The organism is Deefgea tanakiae (assembly GCF_019665765.1).
Taxonomy (GTDB): domain Bacteria; phylum Pseudomonadota; class Gammaproteobacteria; order Burkholderiales; family Chitinibacteraceae; genus Deefgea; species Deefgea tanakiae.
Genome location: NZ_CP081150.1, coordinates 432,546 through 456,345, shown reverse-complemented (window position 1 = coordinate 456,345; position 23,800 = coordinate 432,546). Strand labels below are relative to the sequence as shown.

The following is a 23,800-nucleotide window of genomic DNA, read 5'->3' as shown; positions in this document are numbered from 1 at the left end:
GGCAAGCAAAAAGCCCGCTCAGCAATGAACGGGCTTTCTAATGTATATCGCTGCAAACTATGATTTACGAAGTACGCGAACCAATACCTCGTTGCCATTGCCTTGATATTCCAAACTATCAAACGACATCATCCGCGCCATTGAGATACCACGGCCGTGTGGGTCGAATGCTCGATCTGGCGAAAATTCCAAATACGGTTGCTAATCAAAACCCGCGCCCTCATCGCTGATATGCAATTGAATGGCATCCTCATCGGCGATAAATTTCACCTTGGCTTTACGTGCCGCGTATTGTGGATTTTCCAATCGCGTTTCGACTTCATCTTGCCAGCGCCCGGCTTGTAATAATTTGGATTTTTCCGCGTAGCTAATCGCCAAATTGCCATGCTCAATCGCATTAATCAGCAACTCAGACAAGCCCATCGCCACGCGCTGCGGCTCTGGGCAGGCGCGAGATAACATCAGCGTGAGCTGACGTGCTTCATCGAGGGTGCGAAAATGAAATTCACCATTAATCAGCAAGCGATACGAATCGGCATGCATCGCAATTTGATCTTCGAGCTGTTGGCGATCTTTATGAAAGCCAACGGCTGCCGCCACAATCGCAAGCAACATTTCGCGCTGAAACGGCTTAATCAGGTAGTAATACGCACCCGCCGCCAAACCTTCACGAACATTCTCTGCCGCGCCAACTGCGGTTTGCATGATCACGGGGATATGTTGAAAATCAGGATGTTGTTTGAGCTTGGCCAGCACTTGCATGCCATCCATGCGCGGCATCATTCGATCGAGCAGAATCGTCGCAAAGCCTTGCTCATCATGCTGCAAGATTTCCCAAGCCGCTTCGCCATCTTCGGCGGTCACTGTTTCGTAACCCGCGTCAGCCAAGTGCTCAGAGAGAATTTCTAAATTAAACGGCTCATCATCAACGATCAGCACACGATTCTGTGAATTGGAATCCATGGGTACTCCTACGCTTCATGCACGGCAGCGAGAACTTTGCCTGAGAGCTCATTGTACAAACTTGTAAACTCCAACGCCAATTTATGCTTAGGATCAAGCGCAATCAACGGAGCCGCTTGATCGTGCGATTCACGCACCTTCACCGAGCTCGACAAGCGTGACTGCAATACCGGCAAGCCCTGCGCCTCTAGTTCTTGCACCAAGCGCAGCGGCAAGCTAGCGCGAGGCTGGAATTGATTCACAACAATGCCTTCGATTTTGAGCTGGCCGTTATGGTCTTGGCGAATTTCTTCCACCCGCGCAATCAAACCCAATAACGCATCGCGCGAGAACGTATCGCAATCAAACGGGATCAAGCACCCCGTCGCGGCAATCAGCGCCGATAAAGTAAAGAAATTAAGCGCCGGTGGCGTATCAATGTACACCTCATCAAACTGCCCCGTTAGCTCGTCCAGCGTTTCGCGCAATTTGTAAATTTTATATCTGGATTCAAGTTTGACTTGCTGCTCGGCAATGCCAGGATGGGCGGGCATGATGAATAAATTAGGAAAGCGCGTGGCATGCACAAATTCAGCAGGCCCTTTGGCATACAGCGAGTAATTTAGTACTTGATCAAAAAACTCATACAAAGTGGGCGATGTGGACTGCGCCTCATTACCTAGTACGTAATGGCTGCTATTGCCTTGCGGATCGAGATCAACAATCAGCACGCGCTTGCCTTGCGCGGCAGCCACAGCGGCCAAATTCACCGTGATCGTTGATTTGCCAACGCCGCCTTTTTGATTAAACACCACTCGTCGTAACATGCCCTGCCCCACGAAATATGCTGCAAGCACTATACCACTGCCGCAATTGCGGCAGATGTAATCTTGTGTTGGCTCACAAAAATCTGCGTCTTTTACGATGATAAATAGGGGCTACATGCCAATACGACCTGTCAGTCACTTCAATTGCCACTGCGGAAAAATCAAAGCTTTCTACTGAATGACTTGAAGCCACGCACTACGGCCCCATTTATAGGCTATCTATTTTTGTTCAACCCATAGGAAGCTTTTCGCCCATGTCGAAAGAAACATTAGGCTTTCAAGCCGAAGTCAAACAACTCTTGCAATTGATGATTCACTCTTTGTATTCCAACAAAGAAATTTTCCTGCGCGAACTCGTATCGAATGCATCTGATGCCTGCGATAAACTGCGCTTCGAAGCCGTTAACAACGATGGTCTATTTGGCAACGACTCAGAGCTAAAAATCAATGTGAGCTTTGATGCCGAAGCCAAAACCGTAACCGTATCCGATAGCGGTATCGGTATGAGCCGTGACGAAGTCATCAAAAACATCGGCACGATTGCCCGCTCAGGCACCAAAGAATTCTTTAGCCAACTCTCTGGCGACGCACAAAAAGACGCCCATTTAATCGGTCAATTCGGTGTGGGTTTTTACTCGGCTTTTATCATCGCCGATAAAGTCACCTTGACCACCCGCCGCGCAGGCGAAGAAACGGCCACCCAATGGGAATCACACGGCGACGGTGAATTCACCCTTGAAACTGTTGAAAAACCAACTCGCGGTACCAGCATTGTCTTGCACCTGAAAGACGGCGAAGAAGAATTCCTTAACGATTGGCGTTTGCGCAGTATCATCCGCAAATATTCCGACCACATCACCCTGCCGATCTTGATGCCAGCCCAAGCGGGCTACAACGAAGACGGCTCAATCAAACCGGCCGAAGGTTACGAGACCGTCAACCAAGCCAATGCGCTGTGGACACGCAGCAAATCGGAAATCACCGATGAGCAATACACCGAATTCTTCAAACACGTAGCGCACGATTACGATGAGCCACTTGCTTGGAGCCACGCTAAAGTCGAAGGCCGCCAAGAATACACCGAGCTACTCTACATTCCGAAACGCGCGCCGTTTGACCTATACGACCGCGAGCGCCGTCACGGCGTTAAACTTTATGTTCGCCGCGTTTTCATCATGGAAGACAGCGAAAAATTGTTGCCGCAATACCTGCGCTTTATCCGTGGTGTGATTGATTCGAGCGATTTGCCATTGAATGTGTCACGCGAAATTTTGCAACACAGCAAAGACATCGAGCAAATCAAATCCGGCTGCGTGAAAAAAGTCCTCGGTTTGTTGGAAGGCATGGCCAATTCGGATGACGCGGAAGAGCAAGCCAAATACACGACGTTCTGGACTGAATTCGGCAAAGTGTTGAAAGAAGGCGTAGGCGAAGACTTCGCCAACAAAGAGCGTATCGCTGCGCTATGCCGCTTTGCTAGCACGCACAACGACTCCGCAGAGCAAACTGTTTCGTTGAAAGACTACCTTGGCCGCATGAAAGAAGGCCAAGAGCAGATCTATTTCATCACCGCAGACAGCTACGCCGCAGCGAAAAACAGCCCACACCTCGAAGTCTTCCGCAAAAAAGGCATCGAAGTCTTGTTGCTGTCGGATCGCGTCGACGAATGGGCGTTTAGCGGTTTGACCGAGTTTGAAGGCAAAAAACTGCAATCGGTTGCCAAAGGTGAACTCGACCTCGAACAATTCACCGACGAAGCCGAAAAGCAAGAACAAGAAGCCGCCGCCACGGAACTCAAAGACATCATCGAGCAAATGAAAGGCGTGCTCGGCGATTCAGTCAAAGACATCCGCGTCACGCACCGCCTCACCGACAGCCCAGCTTGCTTGGTGGTAGAAAACCAAGACATGAGCGCAAACCTAGAGCGTCTGCTCAAATCAGCCGGTCAAGACGTGAAAGGCAGCAAACCGATCTTGGAAGTGAACCCAACACATCCATTGGTGAGCAAACTGAAAGCAGAAGCAGCCAGTGATAAATTCGGCGACTGGACTCACCTGATCTTTGATCAAGCGCTACTCGCCGAAGGCGGCCAACTGGAAGACCCTGCTTCATTCGTGAAACGCTTGAATGGTTTGATGTTAGCAATGCAAAACTAAATGTATATCTTCCTAGCCATTGAAAATCAATGGCTACAAGACAATACATAAAAAACCAGCCTTAGGGCTGGTTTTTTTATTTCCTCTAACTGACAAATACATATCAAATCTGAGCATGAATTACAAAAATTGAAAGATAAACCATGAATTTACAATGTGAAGATCAGACCTTGTACAACAAATGAATCCGAAATTGTCACTAAAAATTAATAATTCCAATATCATCAAATGATAATAAACCAATATAAATGAATGACTTAGGAAACCATTGCATATAAAAATTACTTCGGTATACTCGCGTCAAATACGAAATTACGCAATTCTTGCGACCGAAATTTATAATATTCAAAACTATAGAGAGAGACGATGAAATTAGCACTTAACAAACTACAAGCTACATTGCTTGCAGCATCAACCATGGCCGCACTGGCCTCACCCGCCAGTGCGGTTGTTTACAAAGATTTGAACCCATTGGGAGGAGCTGCAGATTTCAGTGGTTTTTTCTTTGACAATGTAAGTGGAGTAAAAGACGTAGAAGGTCGCCTTGCTGTTGGCGGTCAACTGATTGTAGGCCCAGGCGCAACATCAATTGGGTATCGTGCACAGGGTGATAAACCTGTTCTAGTTGTTCGCAATGATATTGTCAGCGGAGCTAGTTCAGTCAAACTTGAGAAAGCCCCTGCAGGCGTTAACCCAAATCAAGGCTACGGGCCAATAACGGACTATACGCCTGAGCTCAGCTACGGTGTTATCGGCGGTAAAGTAAACCGTGATTCCAACGGCAAATTGGTAGAAGGTTCTTCACTAGGCAACAATGGGGCGACTCAGCCGATTCACGACTTAAATGCTGGCGTAATGAAAGTTGTGGATTTTCAGGGCATAAAAGAGAACTTAGCAAAGACCTCAAGCTTTCTAAGCAAACTCCAAGCAACGGGTAGTGATCAATTCAAATGGGGTGAAATCTTACTGACCGGCACAGGTGCGAAGACGGAAGTTTTCAATCTAGACAATACCGTTTCCAAATACTGGGCCGAAACTGGAGCTCGTGAAGGTGTACTGCAAAATTTAAGACTATCTGGGATTGCAGATGGTGCGACAGTCATCATTAACTACTCAGGCACAAACCCAAGCTTTAGTGATGTAATTTTTTCTGGTGGCCAATTGGAGCAGTTTGAGGAAAAACGCGCTAATGTATTGTTCAATTTCAGAAATGCAAAAGAAGTTTCAGTAAACACCCATGTATGGGGTAGTATTTTAGCACCGGGAGCAACTTTATTTGGCACGGGCCATGTTGAAGGAACAACGGTGGCTTGGGCTATGAAAGGCCAAGTAGAGCTAGGCTACGAACCCTTCAAAGGCACGGTAATGACACCTGTACCAGAACCAGAAACTTATGCTTTGATGGGCTTAGGTTTGGTAGGCTTACTGGCTGCTCGCCGCCGTAAAGCAAAACAAGCTTAATTGCTAATTGCATAGACAAAGCCCCAAGAAAAACTTGGGGCTTTTCTACGTTTGAACCGGCCAGATTAGAACAAAGGCAGAAATTGCATTAGTGTGAATTGGAGAAATTGAATTTTGAATAGAAATATAGCAATTGACATACTTAAACTATTTTTGGCCTTTATGGTAGTGGGGATACATACAGTTTTCCTAAAAGACATAAGCCTAGAAGCTTCATACCTAACACAGGATGGACTTTTTAGGATCGCAGTTCCAATTTTTTTGATAATCAATGGATTTTATTTTTATTCTGCAATATCAAACAATAACTCCGCCCTATGGATAAAAAGACTATTCCACATTTACCTATTCTGGATGATTTTGTACGCCTACTTTTGGTTTCGCCCATCAGAGCTGACATTTATAGAGCTAAAAAAATAATTCAAACACTAATTTTGGGTTATAGGCATTTGTGGTATCTAGCTGGGCTTATTGTCAGTGCACTTTTGCTACTGACAATGAAAAACTTCAAGTCTCTTACGATTGCCTCTATTGCAGTTGCAACATTTTTATTAGGTGTTCTAATTCAGTACACTGGAAACTACCATCTTGCAGAAAACAAAATCTTAGATACTCAATTTAACTACGATTGGGTCCACAGGAATGGATTATTATTTTCACTACCATATATCAGCTTAGGGTATTTAATTAATAAACATGAAATCCACAAAAAAATCAGCTTAACAACTGCAGTAACGGCATCCATTGTAGGTCTAATGTTGTTAACTTTAGAATCTAATTTCAATTACTCCAGTCCTATAAATGACAAGCATTTTGACAACATGTTATCTCTTGCCATTATATGCCCAGCAATATTTTTATTGTTCATGAAGATCAATATACAAGGGCGCAGCAAAAATATAGCACTTTACTCTTCAGGCGTTTTTTTCATTCACCCATTTGTAATTTACATACTGGGTGAAGTATCAAAACTACAAGCAACAGCCTTAACAATTGCAACAATTTTTATTTCTCTTATAGCCTCATATTTTTTAATTAAAATCAACAGAAAATTAAAATTCATATTGTAACTCCACTCTTTTATGACTTGAATTTTATTATACGGGTCTTAAAAGGTATAAGGCCTCGTGCTTTCTAGCAGGTCATTAAAAGTAGTTGAAAGTAAAGTTGCAGGAAACCTACGGGCAATACTAATTTGGACTTATAACTTCTACTTAAGGTCGACAAATATTACTCAAAACTACTGGATAAATACATGAGTGCGGAAGGCGTGTTACATAAAAACGGGGGGGGGATAAAATAATAAGAAACAGCATCAATTTCACAAATGCAAAAGAAGTGTCATTAAACAAGCCCGGCACTGTCTTTTTTGGGTTAACCAGTTAGAAGAATTTTGATATTTTTCCTTGCTCGGTTACTCTCAATATACTTTAACAATAAATTAGTTACGGTATAAACCTGAACGTAAGTAATAGTAGTAGCGACCGCAAAAACAATTAAATACTTGGTTAATACATTTGCATCAACAAATTTAACTAGTGGTATATGCCATAAATAAATCCAAATAGAGTTATTAGCTACAAACATAGTTATTTTACTGATTTTCAGACTTCCAACAATAGAACTAATTTTTTCACTGTAAGCCCACAGCAAAGTTGAGACAAATAATGAATAAGAGAAAAAATAAATTGATGGCGGGTATTTTAGTTCTTGAATTGAGAAAACCCTACCCGTTTGAAAAAATAGAAAAAACCCAAAAGCAATAAATACACTAAAACTAGCAAAAGCGAGCTTGAGTAGTTGGGACTTATTCATTTTCAACATTCGTAGGCCGACTGAGAATATGATGGAATAAGGCACAACATATAAAATAATATATGAGACTATTTTCCCAAAACCTTCTTGAACATACGGAAATGAAAGATAACGCAAAATTTCATATAGAAACAAAAAACTCATAAGGGCAAGAAAGTACCGGCCATCTGCTTGTACTTTATTATGAAAAATAAATAGGAATGGAGCCGCAATTGCGACAAGCAGAAAAACCCTTATTATCCAAACATAACCTATCCCATTTAATAGAGCGTAAGAAGATAAAACTGTCCTAATATTTAAATCATCACTTGTTGGATAGATAACAAACAGAGCAAAAAAATAAATGGTTAAAAAAATCCATACCGGAAAAACCAACCTCTTTATTCTTTTCCAAATGTAGGCCCAATACGACTCATTTTCTTTGAAACTCAAACCGAATGCCATTCCTGAAACCAATACCATCAAGGGTACATCAAAGTTTCGAAGTTCAAATAACACTCCTGTTGATCCTACATGAGCAAAAATGATCATGGCGAGACCAATAAATCTAAGTATATCTATTCTATCGTCTCTCACTAAACTTCCTTTATTGTTGTATAACACACAAGTTAAACGTCATAATCGCAAAAATCAATAAAATGAATAAATTACGAAATTAAAATCAAATCTAATTCACGCTTTATTGAATACTCGATATCAAAGTCTGTACTCACCGTTTGTTTTGGCTTTAAAATTAGCACCTCTGCTACCTTTTTTGCAAAATCATAGGCGATATTATCGGAATGATTAACTAAAAACTCTGATGCAACCACCTCTGGTAAACCACCAACATTTGTAGCAATAAGATTACACTCAGCAGCGATACACTCAACTGCAGCTAAAGGAAGTCCTTCATTTCGGCTAGGCATGATTAAGACATCTACTGTAGAATAAAACGCAGCCATCTCCTCTGGCTGAAGTTTACCTAGATAATTGAAATCTATTTTTCTACTAGCCAATTCATCAATAATAGAATCACGTAAGAAACCATCGCCAGCTATCTTGAATTGCACCATAGGTACTTTCTTTCGTATTTCATCAAATATAGCAGGTAATAAATCAGCCCCTTTGACAGGAAGCAAATTACCAGCATAACCAACAACAGGCACTGCATTTATATGTCTTTTCGTTTTAAATAACTTTAGATCAATGCCATTATAACTTATTGCCACATTATCTTTTTGATAGCCTAATTGCCTCGCCACGTGCAGCAAACCTTTACTAACAAAAAAGTTAATTTTGGCAAAATTCATCGCGCTAAAAATTAGCTCACGAACTTCCTGTTTTTTTACAGGGCCAGTATGCACATCACTTCCATGGAAGAAATTATAATAACTACGAATTTCGTTCCTCATAAAGGAGGCATAAATTACTGAGGTTAATCCCCAGTGACATACCAGATCGACCTCAGCGAGATTAGTGCAACCTTTTTGCAATTCCTTCTTAATTATTTTTGCCTCAAACTTCATCAGAGTAGCCATTAAAAATGGCAGCTTTAACATAATTGTTGCAATAAAGCCTCGTGGTATAACAACAGTTTGAACTTCAATGTCACCAACAAAAAAATTAGATCTTTTCTTATTCACTCCCTTGCCTAGTAAATGCTTTGCTAACGTTAAACAATATGTATCTGCATAGGAAATATTAAGTACCAAATGCGGTGAGTATCGTTCCAATCGGCCAACCACAGCATTATAAAGACCTGTTTTCCACAAAGGCTCAACATCAATTAAAAAAACTATCATTTTATATACCAAGCAAATTTAAAATCAAAATCAGTGCTGAAGCAAAAAATACAATGAACAGAGGCAGGATCAAACCAGCATAATCTTTATTAAATACATGCTTGCCTAATAAATAGTAACACTGAATAAAATTAACAGAAAATGAAGCCGTTATTGCCCAGCAAAGCACATATAAATCGCCAAATATAATAGCTAATACAATAGCGCCTACATTCGTCACAAAGGAAAATATTGTAGCGACAAACATTAAATCGGTTCGATTTGCAGCCTGAAAGAAACCACCAGTAGAGCTAAGTACAATTTGAATAGGTACCGAGATCGCTAAAATCTTCAGTAGCCCCGCTACATCCCCCCATTGATTGCCAAGCAATAGCAAAACAATTAAATCTGCAGTCAAATACAAACCAAGACCCACAAAGCCGCCAAGCACGGCGAGATAACTGATAAATTTATTATGCAAAGCCGTAAACTTCGCTTTATCGTGGTTGAGTTCTTTTAATACAGGTTGAATAGCAGGAGCCATCGCAAAAGTGAGCAACATCAGCGGGTAGCGCATAAGCTGATAGGCTTTATCATACAAGCCCAAGCTCGTCGCCCCAAAATATTTCCCCACCAATAAATTATCTAGATTGCGAGAAAAATACACCATCACATTCGACATAAACTGGTAAATCGAAAACTTAAATAGCGGCTTTACCTGTGTAAATTCCTTGGAGAACATCGGCCGACCGACCTCTGTTTTTAGGCTACCGTGCCAGAGGGCAATAAATTTTACAATAGAAACGGTTAAGGGCTTAAAGGCCAATACCAAGACAGCTTCAAACCGCTGCATCGACAATAAACCAAGCACCACAGCCAATGATGCAAGCTCGGCAAAGATCTCTGCTCTCGCTATATGCAAAAACTTTTTTTCTCGAATATAGGCAGCAGTCGGAACTATTGAACCCGCATTGAAAATGATAGACACAGCCACTGGCAGAATTAGATATTGATAAGCGCTATTGTCATAAAACCATGCAATTGCTGGCGAAAACATCAAAAAGATCACAAATACAGTACAGCCAATCGCCAAAGTAAAACCAAATACACCATTACGCATTCGTTCACTAATCTGCTTTTCATTGACTAAAGCTGGCACCAAGCCAATTTCACTAAATAGTGCAAAAAACATTGCAAAAACTTGAACAATTGCAAAAATGCCGAATTGCTCTGGGGTAAACACCCGTGCCAACACAACCATCGATAAGACTTGCATTAAATACAGGCTATATTTCCCACCCATACTTTTAGCAAGCGCATTAATAAGAGCGTGGCCATGTGAAGTAGTTGTCATTTCTTAACTTTTTTTAAGTATCGGTTCATACATCATCAATAATATTGAAGAACGCAAAAAATAAATGCATAGGCACAACTGATAAGGGGCAATCCACTCATCCAACATCACTCGCGGTATAGCTTAAGTTTAAGCCCGTGCTATTCCAGCTGGTCTTGCGAAACGATAACGCCGCCACCTGTGAGTTGGGGAACCATTCACCTTTTTGAATGTTTTTCCAAAACAAGTCGGCTTGTTGCACATATTAGAGGCGGTATGCTGCTAATAGAATTACCATATGAACAAACCAGCCCCTAAATATGCAAAACGACGAAATAAGCATCCTACAATGCGGCTTTATAATCTCGTAGCGCATTCATGATTACGCCTTAAGATGGAACGTTAAGGCAGATTTATTAATGCCCCGAATTATCTTTTCTCTAATCGGATCCATCTAATACCCCTTTAATCCATCGCGTTCCTAATGGGTTATTAGATGGCAAAACAAAGCCAACTTTATTCAACCCGCAAAACGACAACAGCGCCTAAATACAATGCAGGAAAAGCATAAGTGAAAAATCAAGATTAGTTTTGGTAAGGCACGCGTTTGTAACCGAGTAATGTGCGATAAATTGCAGGAATCACATCAATAAAACGGTCCTGACGCAATGTTTGTGTAGGCGCTTCAATATTGCTAACGAAGCCAATTTTACTGCCTTCTTGTTTATCCTGCGTTACCAGTGCTGGGCTTGCTTGTAAAATGGTCAGTTTCGGCGTTATAACAGACTGCTCATAGTTATACAAAATCACATCCGCTGGTTGATGAAAATGCGGCGCCAGTTCAACCAACTGACGAGCTGTGCGACGATTAATTAAATATCCACCCGCACACCAACTTGTTGTTTTCACCCGATAAAAATTTCTCGCCCCTGCATTGATTTTAGCTTTTCGGTCCATGAGCAGTCGATTTGTGGAAGTATCCAAACGCACCAAATCGATATCGTCTGTCAACCATTGGTCATCTACAAATAATTGGCTGAGTACGGGTGATAAATACACATCATCTTCAAACACGGCAGCAAAACGGTCATTACCTTCTGCAATTTTTTTCCATACGCCAAAATGGCTTAAAAAGCAGCCCATTTGACCACGCATCCAAGTTTTTTTACCATCGCGCGGGCGTGCAGCCACAAAACGCTCAAATTCATCAACTGGAAATAAACGCCCATCAACGGCAGGAAATCGATCAACAGCAATGCCAAGGCGATCAAAGTTATCTTTCATAAATGCCAAGCGTTCAGTATCTTTATCTAGATTGATCAGATGGGTTTTGATCATGACGATGTTCTCCAAATTAGAAATTCAATTACATACCAACGTGCGCACGGTAGTGCAAATAATCACGTATAAGCGCGAGTTATTGGCCATCGACAAACGTCATAGCCAATTTGATTGGTAAGTTTCTTTGACTTAAAAAAATATATACGCAAGAAGTATTTAAGGATTACACATTTTCTTCGACAAATAAATTCGCAATGATTTTGTGCAAAATGGTAGCGAAATAACCCATACTAATGCAGCTATCTTTTTTAAAACATTAAAATCATCACGAGAATTAATCGCCAGCATTAACCAATCAAATTGCTCAGCAAATATATCAATCCGTTCAATAAAACGATCTGCCTTCAAAATTGCGGCAGCATAAAATACTTTTTGCTGGGTAAAATCGATAAATTGACCCGGAATTAGATACTGCTGCTCGGACCAATCAGCAACCCAGCTCTTTAATCGCTGCCAGCGTTTATTCGCACGTGTGATTGGATCGGCACTTTTAAGAGCATTACCAAAAGACAATGCATTTCTTGCCGCCTCAGCCGGAGCATGGACCCGATAACGAAACAGTGGCTCGGAGATACTCGCAACTTCACCTAATAAACTAATCCCATAAATACAAAAGTAATCTGCGCCATGCAAATCATGGGAATCTGAAGGCAAAGGAAATAACTTCTTTAATGTTGCAACGCGATAAGCATTGCCACTACCTGGCGGGGATTTATATAGCTTGCCCTTGAGTAGCAGCTCATTTTTTAAGTTGCCACTATCTAATGAACTGGGTAAAACGGAACCTGTGGGGTTTGAATCTTGATCAACCACTTTCAGTTTATATTGCACCTTGACAACATCAGGCGTAAAACGTTCTGCAACCCATATCAGCGCATTCGGCTCAAGCGCATCATCAGCATCAAGAAAAATAATGGCATCAGCCGTACAAAGTGAAAATCCTTCGTTATACCCAGAAATCTGCCCGCCATTTTTTTTCTTAACTAAAATAATCTGCTCACCGAAAGATTCAGCGATTTCGATCGAATTATCGGTTGAACCATCATCAATCACAATAACTTGATGCGCAGCGTAGGATTGATTTAATACTGACTCAATACACTCTACTAAAAATTGAGCATAATTATAATTACAAATAACAACACTAACCGTAGGTAAGTTCATAAGACACCAATAAAGTTACCTATTTGATAGGCAATATACATTATTTACTTTAAAAACCTAACAGCTATTAAGTAGGCCACTTTAGAAACGCATATAATTTACAAATCCAAGACCAGATCAACTTCAATTTTTATACCTATTATTAATTAGAACAATTGAACTCTTAGTCACAATTTACTCTCACCTAATTTAAGTGACTTAGTAAAATTTCTGTTTGTTCTTGCATTAGTGCAATATCCGCCCTACTTTCCACATTCAAACGAATCACTGGCTCGGTATTACTACTGCGCAGATTAAAACGCCAATTTCCAAAATCCATGCTCACGCCATCGGTTTCATCAACTGCGATTGCTTGCGATTCATACGCTGCGCGAACTTTGGCAATCGCCGCTTTCGCATCAGGCATCACGCGATTGATTTCACCTGATGATGGGAATGCGGCAATCCGCTCACTGACCATCGCAGAGAGCTTCTGCCCGCTGCGGCTCATTAAATCGATCACTAGTAGCCACGGAATCATGCCGCTATCGCAGTAGGCAAAATCACGGAAGTAATGATGTGCGCTCATTTCTCCGCCATAGACCGCGTCTTCTTTGCGCATCCGTTCTTTAATAAAGGCGTGACCGGTTTTGCTTTGGATGGCGATACCACCCGCTTGCTCGACCATGTCAATGGTATTCCACGTCAAGCGTGGATCATGGATAATTTTCGATCCTGGAGTATGTGCAAGAAAAGCTTTAGCTAAAAGCCCTACGATGTAATACCCCTCGATAAACTCACCCGTTTCATCAAACAAGAAACAGCGGTCAAAGTCACCATCCCAAGCAATACCCAAATCAGCACCATGCGCTTTCACTGCATCGGCAGTATCGGCACGGTTTTCCGGCAGCAATGGATTAGGGATGCCATTCGGGAATGTACCGTCTGCTTCGTTGTGAACTTTGATGAACTGTACTGGCACATTGGCAGCGGCAACTTGCGCTTCTAACGCATCGACCACATGGCCTGCCGCGCCATTACCGGCGTTGAGGACAATTTTCATCGGCTTGAGCTGAGCAATATCGATATAACCGAGCAAATGCTGTACATAATCGGACAAGATCGACTGCTGGCTTAAGCTGCCGCGCTGCGCTACAGCTGGAAAGTTATTCTCTTCAGCAAGGCGCTGAATATCGCGCAAGCCGGTATCGCCACTAATCGGCACCGCGCCACGCTTGACCAACTTCATGCCGTTGTAATCCATTGGATTATGGCTCGCGGTCACCTCGATACCGCCATCGACATCGAGATGGAATGCGGCGAAGTAAACTTCTTCAGTGCCGGTCATGCCGATATCGATCACATCGCAACCAGAATCCATCAGGCCATTGGCCAAAGCCATTTTGAGCGATTCAGACGTCAGCCGAACATCACCACCGACCACCATGCGTTTTGGTTTTAGGAATTGCCCATAAGCTCGGCCAATGCGATAAGCAATGTCTTCGTTCAGCTCAGTACCGAGTTGGCCACGAATATCGTAGGCTTTGAAACACGTCAACGCCGCCATTATTTAACCTCAACCCGGCCGTAAGTATCTTCAAATCGCACAATATCATCTTCTCCCAAATAGCTGCCCGATTGCACTTCGATCATTTCGAGTGGGAATTTGCCCGGATTTTCCAAGCGATGTGTCGCGCCAATTGGGATATAAGTCGATTGGTTTTCGCATAGCAATAGCGTTTTATCGCCATTCACAACGCGTGCCGTACCACTCACAACAATCCAATGCTCGGCGCGGTGATAATGCATTTGTAAACTCAGTGAAGCACCAGGATTAACGATAATCCGTTTCACTTGAAAGCGCGAACCGGCATCGATGCCCTCGTAACTCCCCCAAGGACGATACACCTTGCGATGCGTGACCGATTCGCTACGACCCGCTGCTTGCAAACGGTTCACAATATTTTTTACATCTTGTACACGATCTTTGTGCGCCACCAAAATTGCATCCGCAGTTTCAACAATCACTAGATTGTCTACGCCGAGCGCCGCAATCATGCGGTTTTCACTGCGGATATAACTATTGCTTACGCCTTCAACCATTACATCGCCAACAAGGTTATTTCCATGCTCATCCGAAGGCGAAACCTCAGACAGCGCGGTCCAAGAGCCAATATCATTCCAGCCCAAGCCAGCAGCCACGATCACAGCCGCATGGTCGGTTTGCTCCATCACCGCATAATCGATTGAATCAGATGGGCAAGCACTGAAAGCTTCGCTATCAAGACGAACAAAATCTAAATCACGCTTTGAAGCATTCACTGCCAACTTAACTTGCTCAAGCATTTTTGGCTGGAACTTCGCCAACTCTTGCAGATACAAATCGGCACGGAAAATAAACATGCCGCTGTTCCAATAATATTCACCTGTCGCCAAAAACTCAGCTGCACGTTCAGCATTAGGTTTTTCGACAAACTCAGCAACTTCATAAGAGGTATCTGACTCAAACAATTTCTTGCCAACGCGTATATAGCCATACCCCGTATTTGGCTCAGTTGGGCTAATACCAAAAGTAACTAATTTCCCCTGCTCAGCCACTACCGCAGCCTGTAAAACTAACCTTTGAAAAACATCAGAATGCACAATGACATGATCGGAAGGCAATACCATCAAGACAGCATCAGGGTTATTTTCTAGCGCAATCACCGCCGCCGCAGCAACAGCAGGCGCGGTATTGCGCCCTACTGGCTCAAGCACGATTTTCGCTTTATTCACGCCCACCGCACGCAATTGCTCGGCAACCAAAAAGCGTTGATCGTTGTTGCTAATCAATAGGGGCGCAGCCACATCAGGCAAGCCTTTAAGCCGAGTTGCTGTTTGCTGCAGCAAACTTTCATCACCGTATAAACTCAAAAATTGTTTCGGGTAACCGCCACGAGACAAAGGCCACATGCGAGTGCCAGAGCCGCCGCAAAGAATAACTGGGGTAATGGTCATGAAATGATCATCCAAGAATAGATTTAATAATTAATCACGCCCGTAGAGGTCACGCGTAAATACTTTTGACTTAACATCATCAAGCTCATCCGCTAAACGATTTGAAACGATAACATCTGAGCAAGCCTTAAATTCGGCCAAGTCGGTATAAACCTTAGAATGAAAGAATTCAGACTCTTTCATTGCTGGTTCAAAAATAATCACTTCAATCCCTTTTGCTTTCAGGCGTTTCATAATGCCTTGAATTGCAGAAGCACGGAAATTATCAGAATCGGCTTTCATTACAAGGCGATAAATACCCACTACACGAGGATTTTTTTTCAAAATCTCATTTGCAATAAAATCTTTTCGCGTGGTATTAGAGTCAACAATGGCACGGATAATATTGTTAGGTACTTCTTGATAATTCGCCAATAGCTGCTTCGTATCTTTCGGTAAGCAATAACCGCCATAACCAAATGAAGGATTATTGTAATGATCACCAATACGAGGATCCAAACCAATCCCTTCGATAATCTGACGCGTATCTAAACCATGGCTAATGGCATAACTATCTAATTCATTAAAGTATGCAACACGCATTGCGAGATAAGTATTCGCAAATAATTTAATCGCTTCCGCTTCAGTTGATTCGGTATGCAATACCGGTACATAACGCTTGATTGCACCTTGCTGTAGCAATTGTGCAAACTGAACTGCAGCTGCAGATTGATCACCCACTACGATTCGTGAAGGATGCAGATTATCGTAGAGTGCTTTGCCTTCACGCAAAAACTCAGGCGAGAAAATAATATTCTCTACACCAAACTCTTTCCGCATCCGAGCTGTAAAACCAACAGGCACTGTTGACTTAATAATCATTGTTGCTTTTGGTGCAAATTGCAACACATCACGAATCACGGATTCAACTGAGTTCGTATTAAAATAATTAGTTTCCACATCATAATCAGTCGGCGTTGCAATCACGACAAAGTCAGCATCCGCATAAGCAAAAGCTTTATCCGTACTGGCAATCAAATTAAGCCGTTTATTCGCCAAATAATGCTCAATCTCTACATCAACAATCGGGCTTTGCTTATTATTAATCAAATCAACTTTGGCTTGGTCAATATCAAGAGCAATAACTTTATTATGCTGCGCCAATAAAATTGCATTTGAAAGCCCAACATACCCCGTACCCGTAATCGTAATGTTCATTTATGATATAACCCTAAAAGATTTAGAAATTTTATGTTCAATTAGATAACGAAATATTCTAAAAAAACCAAAAATATACCGATCAAACATACGTCTTGGTTCTTTTACTAAGCGATACAACCACTCTAGCCCAGAGTTTCTCATCCAGATCGGTGCTCGGTTTATAGAATTTGTATAAAACTTGAAAAATGCCCCTGTAGAAACAATGACAAATCCAGAATCAGGAAATAGCAAGCATATTTTTTGAGCTAATTTTTCTTGCTTAGGCATGCCCATCGCAAGAAAAATCACGCAATGGCGTGGCAATACGCTAATTGCATCAAGGTACACTTGCTCAGATCTAAAGCCATCAAGCGCACAAACAAGCTCAGCACCTAAAGAAGAAACCTTATCAGCCATTTTCTGAACAACTTCAGATTCATCACCAATTAAAGCCACAGGAAGCGATTGATCAATAGCAGACTTTACTAAAAGCGGGTTCAAATCCGTGCCATTAGCATTGATACCTGGCGCATAAGACAAACAACGCATAAAAATTTTGATCGCAATACCGTCACGATACAAAATTGAGAAACTATCAACTAAATCTTGATCAATTTTATTTTGCATAAATTGATCCAAAAGATAAGCATTAATAAAACCGATGGAAACAGTTTGCGTCTTTTTGGTAAAACACTCAAATTTCACGATTGCATCTTCATATGATGCAACAGGAACAACTTTATCTAAAATCAACCTAGATTTCATAACACGCAACCTAATTTAAGCACAAGGATTGAATATAAATTTTTTAAGGAAGACTTACTCAAGCCAGAAATTAAAGACAAAGTAAATCCATGCAAAAATAAACAATACAGACGCTACTTTACAGTTTTAAAAAACAAACAAATCAAGACCTCGCCCCAACTAGAAAAGGAACGTGCTTATTAAAAAACTTCGACATATAAAAAATAAAAACCAGAGAAACTAAAACATAGATAAAGTTAAAATACCAATCACCCAACAAGTAAGGAGAATCAATCCCAAAAAAAATCATCAAAAATCCTGTAATCCATTTATAAATAACCATATGAGATGCAAAGATCAGCAATGAATTCCTCGATAGAAAATCAACGGTTCTACCATAAGGCAAAAAATCAACTAAAAAATAGAGAACAAAAAAACCAACAACTGCAACAAGCAAATAAATAAATGGCGAAAAACCAAATCTTGACAAATTTAAATCAAGAGGCCCATTTTTCAGAGCCAAGAAGATGAAAACCGGCAGGAATACACACAAAATAAAAAAACGATAGCGAGAAAAATCCAGTCTAGTCATGTATTCATTTAGCACTACTCCAAATGAATAAAAGACCAACCCCGTTATCACCTGCAAAGTAACCATATCTGGCTTATTTAATTCACCATAAAAAACAAAAACCGAGACAAGAAAAACAACTAAATAAGATATAAACAGCACGATTTTACTAAAAATAAGTTTTGCACTTATGTGATATACAAGCGAAATCCAAAAAAGCGCAACAAAAAACCAAAGTGCAGGATTTACAAACAAAGCACTTACAGTGCCAATATATACGCCGCTAAAAGCATCAAAAAACGTTTTATCCTTAAGATATACTGACAAATTTGCATATTGCTTTGTTAAACACCAATACAACCATGAGACGAAAAAGAAAAAAAAATACGGGACCAGCAAAGACTTAAATAACTTTGAAAACCTAGCTTTTATATTTAATACCATGTAACGCTCAGAAAGTAAAAATCCTGAGATTATAAAAAAAAGCGGAACATGAAACGCATATATAAAAATCTTAAATTGATTTGACAAGCCAGGCGCATGGCCAATCATTATTAGCAAAATACCAATTGCTTTCATCTTATCAATAAATACAAAACGACCTTCCAACAAATTATCACCCTCTTTCATTAAAACCTCTTTTCTAAATAGTTCATTTGAGGCTTATCAACACCACCATTAGGCTCTATCGAAAATGGATAATTTCCCCACCATGCGCCAGCTGCCCAATATGACCAGCCTGCCCACATTTTATTTACCGCAATAAAATCTAATTTTGTACGCATCGTTTGCATACAATCCGGAGTGGCCGCAAAGCCAAACTCACCCAGCCACAAACGTTTTTGGTTTTCTTGCGCCCAAACACTTATATTTTGCAAAAATCGTGTCATTTTGGCGCTATCAATACAGTCTGATTTGGTGCCTGAATAATTACTATCCGCATATTGATGTACTTCAATGACCATTTTATTAAGTGGGTCTTGAAAATTAGCAAACAACGTTGCATTACTTGGTGTGCCTGAAAACCAACTGTGCGCACCACTCCAACCGCCGCCAGAAACTAATATCAAGTTGCTAATTTGATCACTGCGCAGTTTATTTACCGTAGTCTGCGCCAAATCGCGCCATGTGCTTCGATCTAAATGTGCAGGCTCATTCATTAACCCTAATGCGACCGAGTCTGATTTAAACTCTCTGGCCATTTTTGCCCAAAAATCATAAAAAATTAAATCATAATTGGCGTAGGTAGACAGCGCTTTGCTTTTGAAACCGCCATAATTATGCAAATCAATAATTAAGCAAATATTGTTGCGTGCAGCAAAGTCAGCAACTTTTTTTACCTCGGCCAAATAGCCTCTTTCCAAATTACCGTACGCTTCAAGCTGCATTCGGTTCCAAGTAATCGGTAGTCGTATCGATTTCACACCTTTATCACGGTAATATTCCAGCTGCTTTGTCGTTGGAAATACATAGTTTTTCCACTGCACACCTGGTATGGCTGCTGAGTTAAACTCCGCCCCCGCCAAATTGATACCGTTCAATTGAACATCACTGATGCAACTACTTGCTGCTTGAACTGCACCACTTACGCACAAACAAGCAATAATGGCTAAAATTTTATTCATATAACTCCATATATTTCTTGGCTACATTAGTCCATGAGTATTGCTTAGCAAATTCTGCCGCTTTTTCTTTCTGCTGAATCACTTCTGATTTATCGCTGCTTATAAATTGCGCCAAACTATTGATCTGTTCTTTTACTTCTGCTTTATCTTTTAAAATAAAGCCTAATTGACTTTCGCGTTGTATCTTTTCAAACGGAGGAATTGCAGATAAAATCGGAATCAAGCCTGCGCTCATTGCTTCAATTGCGGCAAGGCCAAAGCCTTCGTGATGCGATAAACACGCAAAATAGCTGGAGGAGGCAATAATCGACTTTAATTGCTCATTACTTGGGCTTTCTATTATTTGGATATTTGTTAACCCATTTTGGCTCACCAAATCATTTAGTTTTTGGGCATCGACATCATACGGACGCCCCGCAATCACCAGAGAAAATTCAGGTTTAATTTTTTGTAATTGCGCAATCAGCTCAATCAGCTCTGGTAAGCCCTTATTCACCGACCAGCGGCCAAAATAAACGATTTGTGACTGAGCATGACCTAAAGCCACATTTTCAAACTTTTCTACATTAACGCCATTTTCAACTAACACTAATCGTGGCGCGGCTGCAATTTGTGAAAAAATGGCGAAATCATTATCACTACAAGCAACCACCTTATCGTATAGCGCAGATGTAATACCCGTTACGGTATTAAAAAAGACTTTTTTCAAACCAGCAGCATAAGGCGTATGAAAGAACCCACCGTGCGTAGAGGCAATAATTTTTTTCTTATGGATAAACTTAGTCAAGGCCAAAAAATCATAGAAAAAATCAACGCCATGCACATGAATAACGTCAAAATCTTTCATCAGACTAAAAACAGACAAGCAAATGGGGTAGCGAGACGAACCAGAATAAGGCAAACGGATGACGGGAATCCCTTCAACGACTTCATTTTTTGGCAATTTATCTGCCGAGTTACGAAATAGTCGATCTAGCGTAATGACAGTCGGTTGATATTGAGTCTGCTCATTTTGGTATTTGACTAAATTTGCAACAACGTCCTCCATACCACCAACAGAAGGATGATATTGGCGTACAACGTGGGCTATTTTCATGCTGGATTAGACCTATTGAACTTAATTTCTTTTTTAAATGCAAAAACAACACCGAGCATAAACCAAGCGAGTGCCGCAGTTTTAAGCGCAAATAGCGATGTACCACTTACCGCCAAAATACAAGCAAAGTAGGTGCCTAGCATGATTCTGAAATACTCGGCTCGGGTATTCCCTTTAAAAGCGAAAAATAAAGTAAGCCAGGCAATCGTTATAAAAATCAAACCAAACCGTGAGATCACATATGAATATCCTAAATCACCATAGCCACTTGCATATCGTGTGGCCCCTAGCAGTTCTAATAGTGGTGTGTTTTTCAATCCATTTCCTGCAATAAATAAACGCCCAATTAAATTATCACCAGCATACTCACCCAAGTTAGCGATCAATAATAATAAAATTATAATAAATGCTGGCTTTGCGATAACAATCGGCTTAATCAATCCCAAAGGGGTAAATCGAATTACCATTAATAATGCAACTAACAAAGTAGCAAAACGGGAATCCGTTAAAATCAAAATGACCAATACCAAGCCTAAGTATTGCCACATTCTTTTGCCTAGTGGTCTTGCCAAACCCCAAGCAGATAGAATTACTGCAAAATTACCAAAAGAGACTGGCTCGATAAACATTGAAGCCGCTCGCTGATTACTAAGTAAACCGGGGAACCAAGTCCGCCCAATACCTTCAGGTCGGAATGAATTCAAGGTAAGCATCTGCCCTTTGTGCATTGCTCCAGCTGGATTTACCGCGCCTGTACTGGCTTGAAATTGCAATGTCGGTAAAAATTTCCCATAGAGCGTAGGAAAAGACATTTCAAAAATAGCGATTACAATCAATACTATTGTCAAACCAAATACGAATCGATCTGTTTTTTCATACTGAGCAAATCGCAATCCTAGTATAAAAAACAAAATCGGGATTAGTACATCCCGAATTGATTTTAAGTCTAGTGATGATCGAAATAAAAATAATAAAAATAAATTTGTTATCGCAAACCAAAATACAGCAAGCTGATTAACTGACCATCTTCGCTCATAAAATACATAAAAACATAAAAGGTAAACAATAAGCTCAGCGAGCATTAACACGCTAGAGCCCATTGGCGCTCTAAATGACATCGCAAGGCAAAGGATGAATTGGTAGACTGTTGCAAAACCAACAATCCATAAGGCGAATTTGTTTGCGCGTTGATCTACTGTCAATACCAATTCATTTTCGGCTAATTTTGGTATTTTCATTCGTCAGAACGACTCCCAATAATAACTTTCTTATAGTCTGGCGAGAGACTATTCAACATCTCATTTACAAATTGATCCTGTATTTGATATGCAGCCTCTCTATCAGCACCAATAGTGGACACTCGTAACAGTAAGCCATCTGGCATTTTGCGTTGGAAGCCGTACTTTACTTGCCAAATTTTACGATCTAAACCTGATTTAACTAAATGCTCACCGAGCAAAATCCAATAAGTAATGGGCTCTAGCCGTTCACCCATTGATGACATCAGTCTCTGTACTGGAATATCAACTGATTGGGTTTTTAATATATCAGCGTATTGTTTCCCAACCGTGAAGCCTTGTGCTCGATAACAAATTTCAGGTCGATGTACTTGAGTACTTTCCCCGCCTTGATTTCGACCATAAGCTATAGACAACATCACACGCTGACCTTGGCTATTGATGTAGGTTCGTGATAAAACTTCGCTATACAACTCATCTAATTTGCTTTGCAAATCTGCTGGCACCGTGATGGGTGAAACATACTGATCTACCTTCCAATCACCAAACTGTTGAGGAATATTTTTTTCTAGTTCTATCGCAGGCTTGCTATTACCTTTTGCTGGCTTAGGTGAAAAATAAATGCTAAGAAACGCTGATAAAACCATTACCATCGCAATGGAAATCACGTTTAAATTATTTGCTTTTTTTAAGTCCAGCATCGTGAATTCCCATTTTTTTCAAAATAACACCAAGCAATCCGTCAAAAGACATTAATAAGAATAAGGCTACACCGAACAGCACAATACCTGCAAAACCATGTAAGAATCCTTGGCCAGCTTCATCACCAAAATGGTATGTTATTAATATTAATACAATGACTCGCACTGTATTTGCTGCCAGCGATATTGGTATAACCATTAATGCAACAATGATATTACGCAGTGCATTCTTGTAGCCCATTAAATTCAAGTAGAGCAAACCAATTGCTTCTAATGTAAATAATGTATGCAAGCCAGCACAAGCATCTGCAACCAACATTTGATATTGGCCAATTTGAATAATCACGCCTGAACGTGAAACAGGATATCCAAGTTGATAGAGAATAATTTCAGAAAAATAAGACACTACCGTTTTCATTGGCAGAGTCAATGCCGTCACCAAGGCATTTGGTAACGGCAGCATGAAGAACATGAAAAACAGTGGAAACCATAATGCGCGTACGGCAGCCCATCCCCCAATAAGTAGTAAAACCCCAATCAATACAATAATAAATGATGACGCTATGATTAAATCTATCGTTAGTGCTTTTCCTAGGATGTAGCACAAGCAACCAAACAATAACACTAACCAACCTGTGAATGGATTAGTTTTTGCTTCAATAATCAAACGGCAAATAGCATTATTGGATCGATAGATCAGCCATAAAGCAATCGCAAATACAATTGGTGCATGACCTTGGTTTTCTTGGCTCCAGCTATTCTGAGAAAGCCACCAAAATGCAGGAACAAACATGATCAGTAGACCAATCAAAATTGGCCAAACTTTATTCACCGCAGCAAATTGATCTTTGTTTAACGATAAATTCAT

21 protein-coding genes and 2 pseudogenes are annotated in these 23,800 nt (G+C 40.9%); 5 read left to right on the top strand and 18 right to left on the bottom strand.

The genetic code is table 11. From position 1 onward, the window contains the following. Positions 1 to 57: 57 nt before the first annotated feature. From K4H28_RS16680 to K4H28_RS02155, 3 genes are read right to left on the bottom strand one after another with little or no spacing between them, the layout of a single operon-like run. The gene (locus K4H28_RS16680; RefSeq protein ID WP_255573591.1) at positions 58 to 192 is read right to left on the bottom strand and encodes a hypothetical protein; all 135 of its coding nucleotides are present in this window, start codon (positions 190 to 192) and stop codon (positions 58 to 60) included. A gap of 9 nt (positions 193 to 201) precedes the next feature. After that, on the bottom strand, positions 202 to 963 hold the full coding sequence (locus tag K4H28_RS02160; RefSeq protein ID WP_255573590.1) for a response regulator: 762 nt from the start codon (positions 961 to 963) through the stop codon (positions 202 to 204). An 8-nt stretch (positions 964 to 971) separates the two neighbouring features. Next, positions 972 to 1,769, bottom strand: a complete 798-nt coding sequence (locus K4H28_RS02155; RefSeq protein WP_221006676.1) for a ParA family protein — start codon at positions 1,767 to 1,769, stop codon at positions 972 to 974. Positions 1,770 to 2,023: 254 nt separating this feature from the next. On the opposite strand from K4H28_RS02155, the gene htpG reads away from it, so the two are divergent. The 5 genes and pseudogenes from htpG to K4H28_RS02135 all read left to right on the top strand — a co-directional run bounded on the left by htpG (position 2,024) and on the right by K4H28_RS02135 (position 6,456). Continuing rightward, positions 2,024 to 3,925, top strand: a complete 1,902-nt coding sequence (gene htpG, locus K4H28_RS02150) for a molecular chaperone HtpG (RefSeq protein WP_221006674.1) — start codon at positions 2,024 to 2,026, stop codon at positions 3,923 to 3,925. A gap of 366 nt (positions 3,926 to 4,291) precedes the next feature. Further along, positions 4,292 to 5,272, top strand: a pseudogene (locus K4H28_RS16675) (choice-of-anchor A family protein); the annotation flags it as partial. Between the two features lie 18 nt (positions 5,273 to 5,290). Beyond that, positions 5,291 to 5,386, top strand: a pseudogene (locus K4H28_RS16905) (PEP-CTERM sorting domain-containing protein); the annotation flags it as partial. A gap of 162 nt (positions 5,387 to 5,548) precedes the next feature. Next, complete coding sequence (locus K4H28_RS16900) at positions 5,549 to 5,806, top strand: acyltransferase family protein (RefSeq protein ID WP_373312790.1); 258 nt, start codon at positions 5,549 to 5,551, stop codon at positions 5,804 to 5,806. After that, entirely contained in the window at positions 5,704 to 6,456 is a 753-nt protein-coding gene (locus tag K4H28_RS02135; RefSeq protein ID WP_221006670.1) for an acyltransferase family protein, read from the top strand. The genes K4H28_RS16900 and K4H28_RS02135 overlap by 103 nt, the downstream gene beginning before the upstream one ends. 304 nt (positions 6,457 to 6,760) lie before the next feature. Here K4H28_RS02135 and K4H28_RS02130 read toward each other — a convergent pair whose 3' ends face one another. From K4H28_RS02130 to xrtB, 15 genes are all read right to left on the bottom strand, one after another. Continuing rightward, entirely contained in the window at positions 6,761 to 7,777 is a 1,017-nt protein-coding gene (locus K4H28_RS02130) for an acyltransferase family protein (RefSeq protein ID WP_221006668.1), read from the bottom strand. A gap of 71 nt (positions 7,778 to 7,848) precedes the next feature. Next, positions 7,849 to 8,985: a glycosyltransferase gene (locus K4H28_RS02125; protein WP_221006666.1), complete on the bottom strand. Its 1,137-nt coding sequence runs from the start codon at positions 8,983 to 8,985 to the stop codon at positions 7,849 to 7,851. A 1-nt stretch (position 8,986) separates the two neighbouring features. After that, entirely contained in the window at positions 8,987 to 10,318 is a 1,332-nt protein-coding gene (locus K4H28_RS02120; RefSeq protein WP_221006664.1) for a lipopolysaccharide biosynthesis protein, read from the bottom strand. 564 nt (positions 10,319 to 10,882) lie between these two features. Continuing rightward, positions 10,883 to 11,635, bottom strand: coding sequence for a glycosyltransferase family 25 protein (locus K4H28_RS02115; protein ID WP_221006662.1), 753 nt, complete (start codon positions 11,633 to 11,635; stop codon positions 10,883 to 10,885). A gap of 159 nt (positions 11,636 to 11,794) precedes the next feature. Then, a complete protein-coding gene (locus tag K4H28_RS02110; RefSeq protein WP_221006660.1) occupies positions 11,795 to 12,802 on the bottom strand; it encodes a glycosyltransferase family 2 protein in 1,008 nt (335 codons plus the stop codon). Between the two features lie 184 nt (positions 12,803 to 12,986). Beyond that, a complete protein-coding gene (locus K4H28_RS02105) occupies positions 12,987 to 14,348 on the bottom strand; it encodes a phosphohexomutase domain-containing protein (RefSeq protein WP_221006657.1) in 1,362 nt (453 codons plus the stop codon). After that, on the bottom strand, positions 14,348 to 15,778 hold the full coding sequence (locus tag K4H28_RS02100; protein WP_221006655.1) for a mannose-1-phosphate guanylyltransferase/mannose-6-phosphate isomerase: 1,431 nt from the start codon (positions 15,776 to 15,778) through the stop codon (positions 14,348 to 14,350). Before K4H28_RS02100 ends, K4H28_RS02105 begins: the two co-directional genes overlap by 1 nt. A gap of 30 nt (positions 15,779 to 15,808) precedes the next feature. Further along, positions 15,809 to 16,975 carry a nucleotide sugar dehydrogenase gene (locus tag K4H28_RS02095; protein ID WP_221006652.1) on the bottom strand — a complete coding sequence of 389 codons (1,167 nt, stop codon included), beginning with the start codon at positions 16,973 to 16,975 and terminating at the stop codon, positions 15,809 to 15,811. Continuing rightward, the gene (locus K4H28_RS02090; RefSeq protein WP_221006650.1) at positions 16,976 to 17,722 is read right to left on the bottom strand and encodes a WecB/TagA/CpsF family glycosyltransferase; all 747 of its coding nucleotides are present in this window, start codon (positions 17,720 to 17,722) and stop codon (positions 16,976 to 16,978) included. 142 nt (positions 17,723 to 17,864) lie between these two features. Then, the gene (locus tag K4H28_RS02085; RefSeq protein WP_221006647.1) at positions 17,865 to 18,902 is read right to left on the bottom strand and encodes an acyltransferase family protein; all 1,038 of its coding nucleotides are present in this window, start codon (positions 18,900 to 18,902) and stop codon (positions 17,865 to 17,867) included. Then, a complete protein-coding gene (locus K4H28_RS02080) occupies positions 18,902 to 19,897 on the bottom strand; it encodes a glycoside hydrolase family 5 protein (protein ID WP_221006645.1) in 996 nt (331 codons plus the stop codon). The genes K4H28_RS02085 and K4H28_RS02080 overlap by 1 nt, the downstream gene beginning before the upstream one ends. After that, positions 19,890 to 20,945: a glycosyltransferase family 4 protein gene (locus tag K4H28_RS02075; RefSeq protein WP_255573666.1), complete on the bottom strand. Its 1,056-nt coding sequence runs from the start codon at positions 20,943 to 20,945 to the stop codon at positions 19,890 to 19,892. The genes K4H28_RS02080 and K4H28_RS02075 overlap by 8 nt, the downstream gene beginning before the upstream one ends. Before the next feature lie 44 nt (positions 20,946 to 20,989). Next, complete coding sequence (locus tag K4H28_RS02070; RefSeq protein ID WP_221006641.1) at positions 20,990 to 22,231, bottom strand: hypothetical protein; 1,242 nt, start codon at positions 22,229 to 22,231, stop codon at positions 20,990 to 20,992. After that, on the bottom strand, positions 22,228 to 22,932 hold the full coding sequence (epsI, locus tag K4H28_RS02065; RefSeq protein ID WP_221006639.1) for an exosortase-associated protein EpsI, B-type: 705 nt from the start codon (positions 22,930 to 22,932) through the stop codon (positions 22,228 to 22,230). Before epsI ends, K4H28_RS02070 begins: the two co-directional genes overlap by 4 nt. Continuing rightward, complete coding sequence (xrtB, locus tag K4H28_RS02060; protein ID WP_221006637.1) at positions 22,907 to 23,800, bottom strand: exosortase B; 894 nt, start codon at positions 23,798 to 23,800, stop codon at positions 22,907 to 22,909. The genes epsI and xrtB overlap by 26 nt, the downstream gene beginning before the upstream one ends.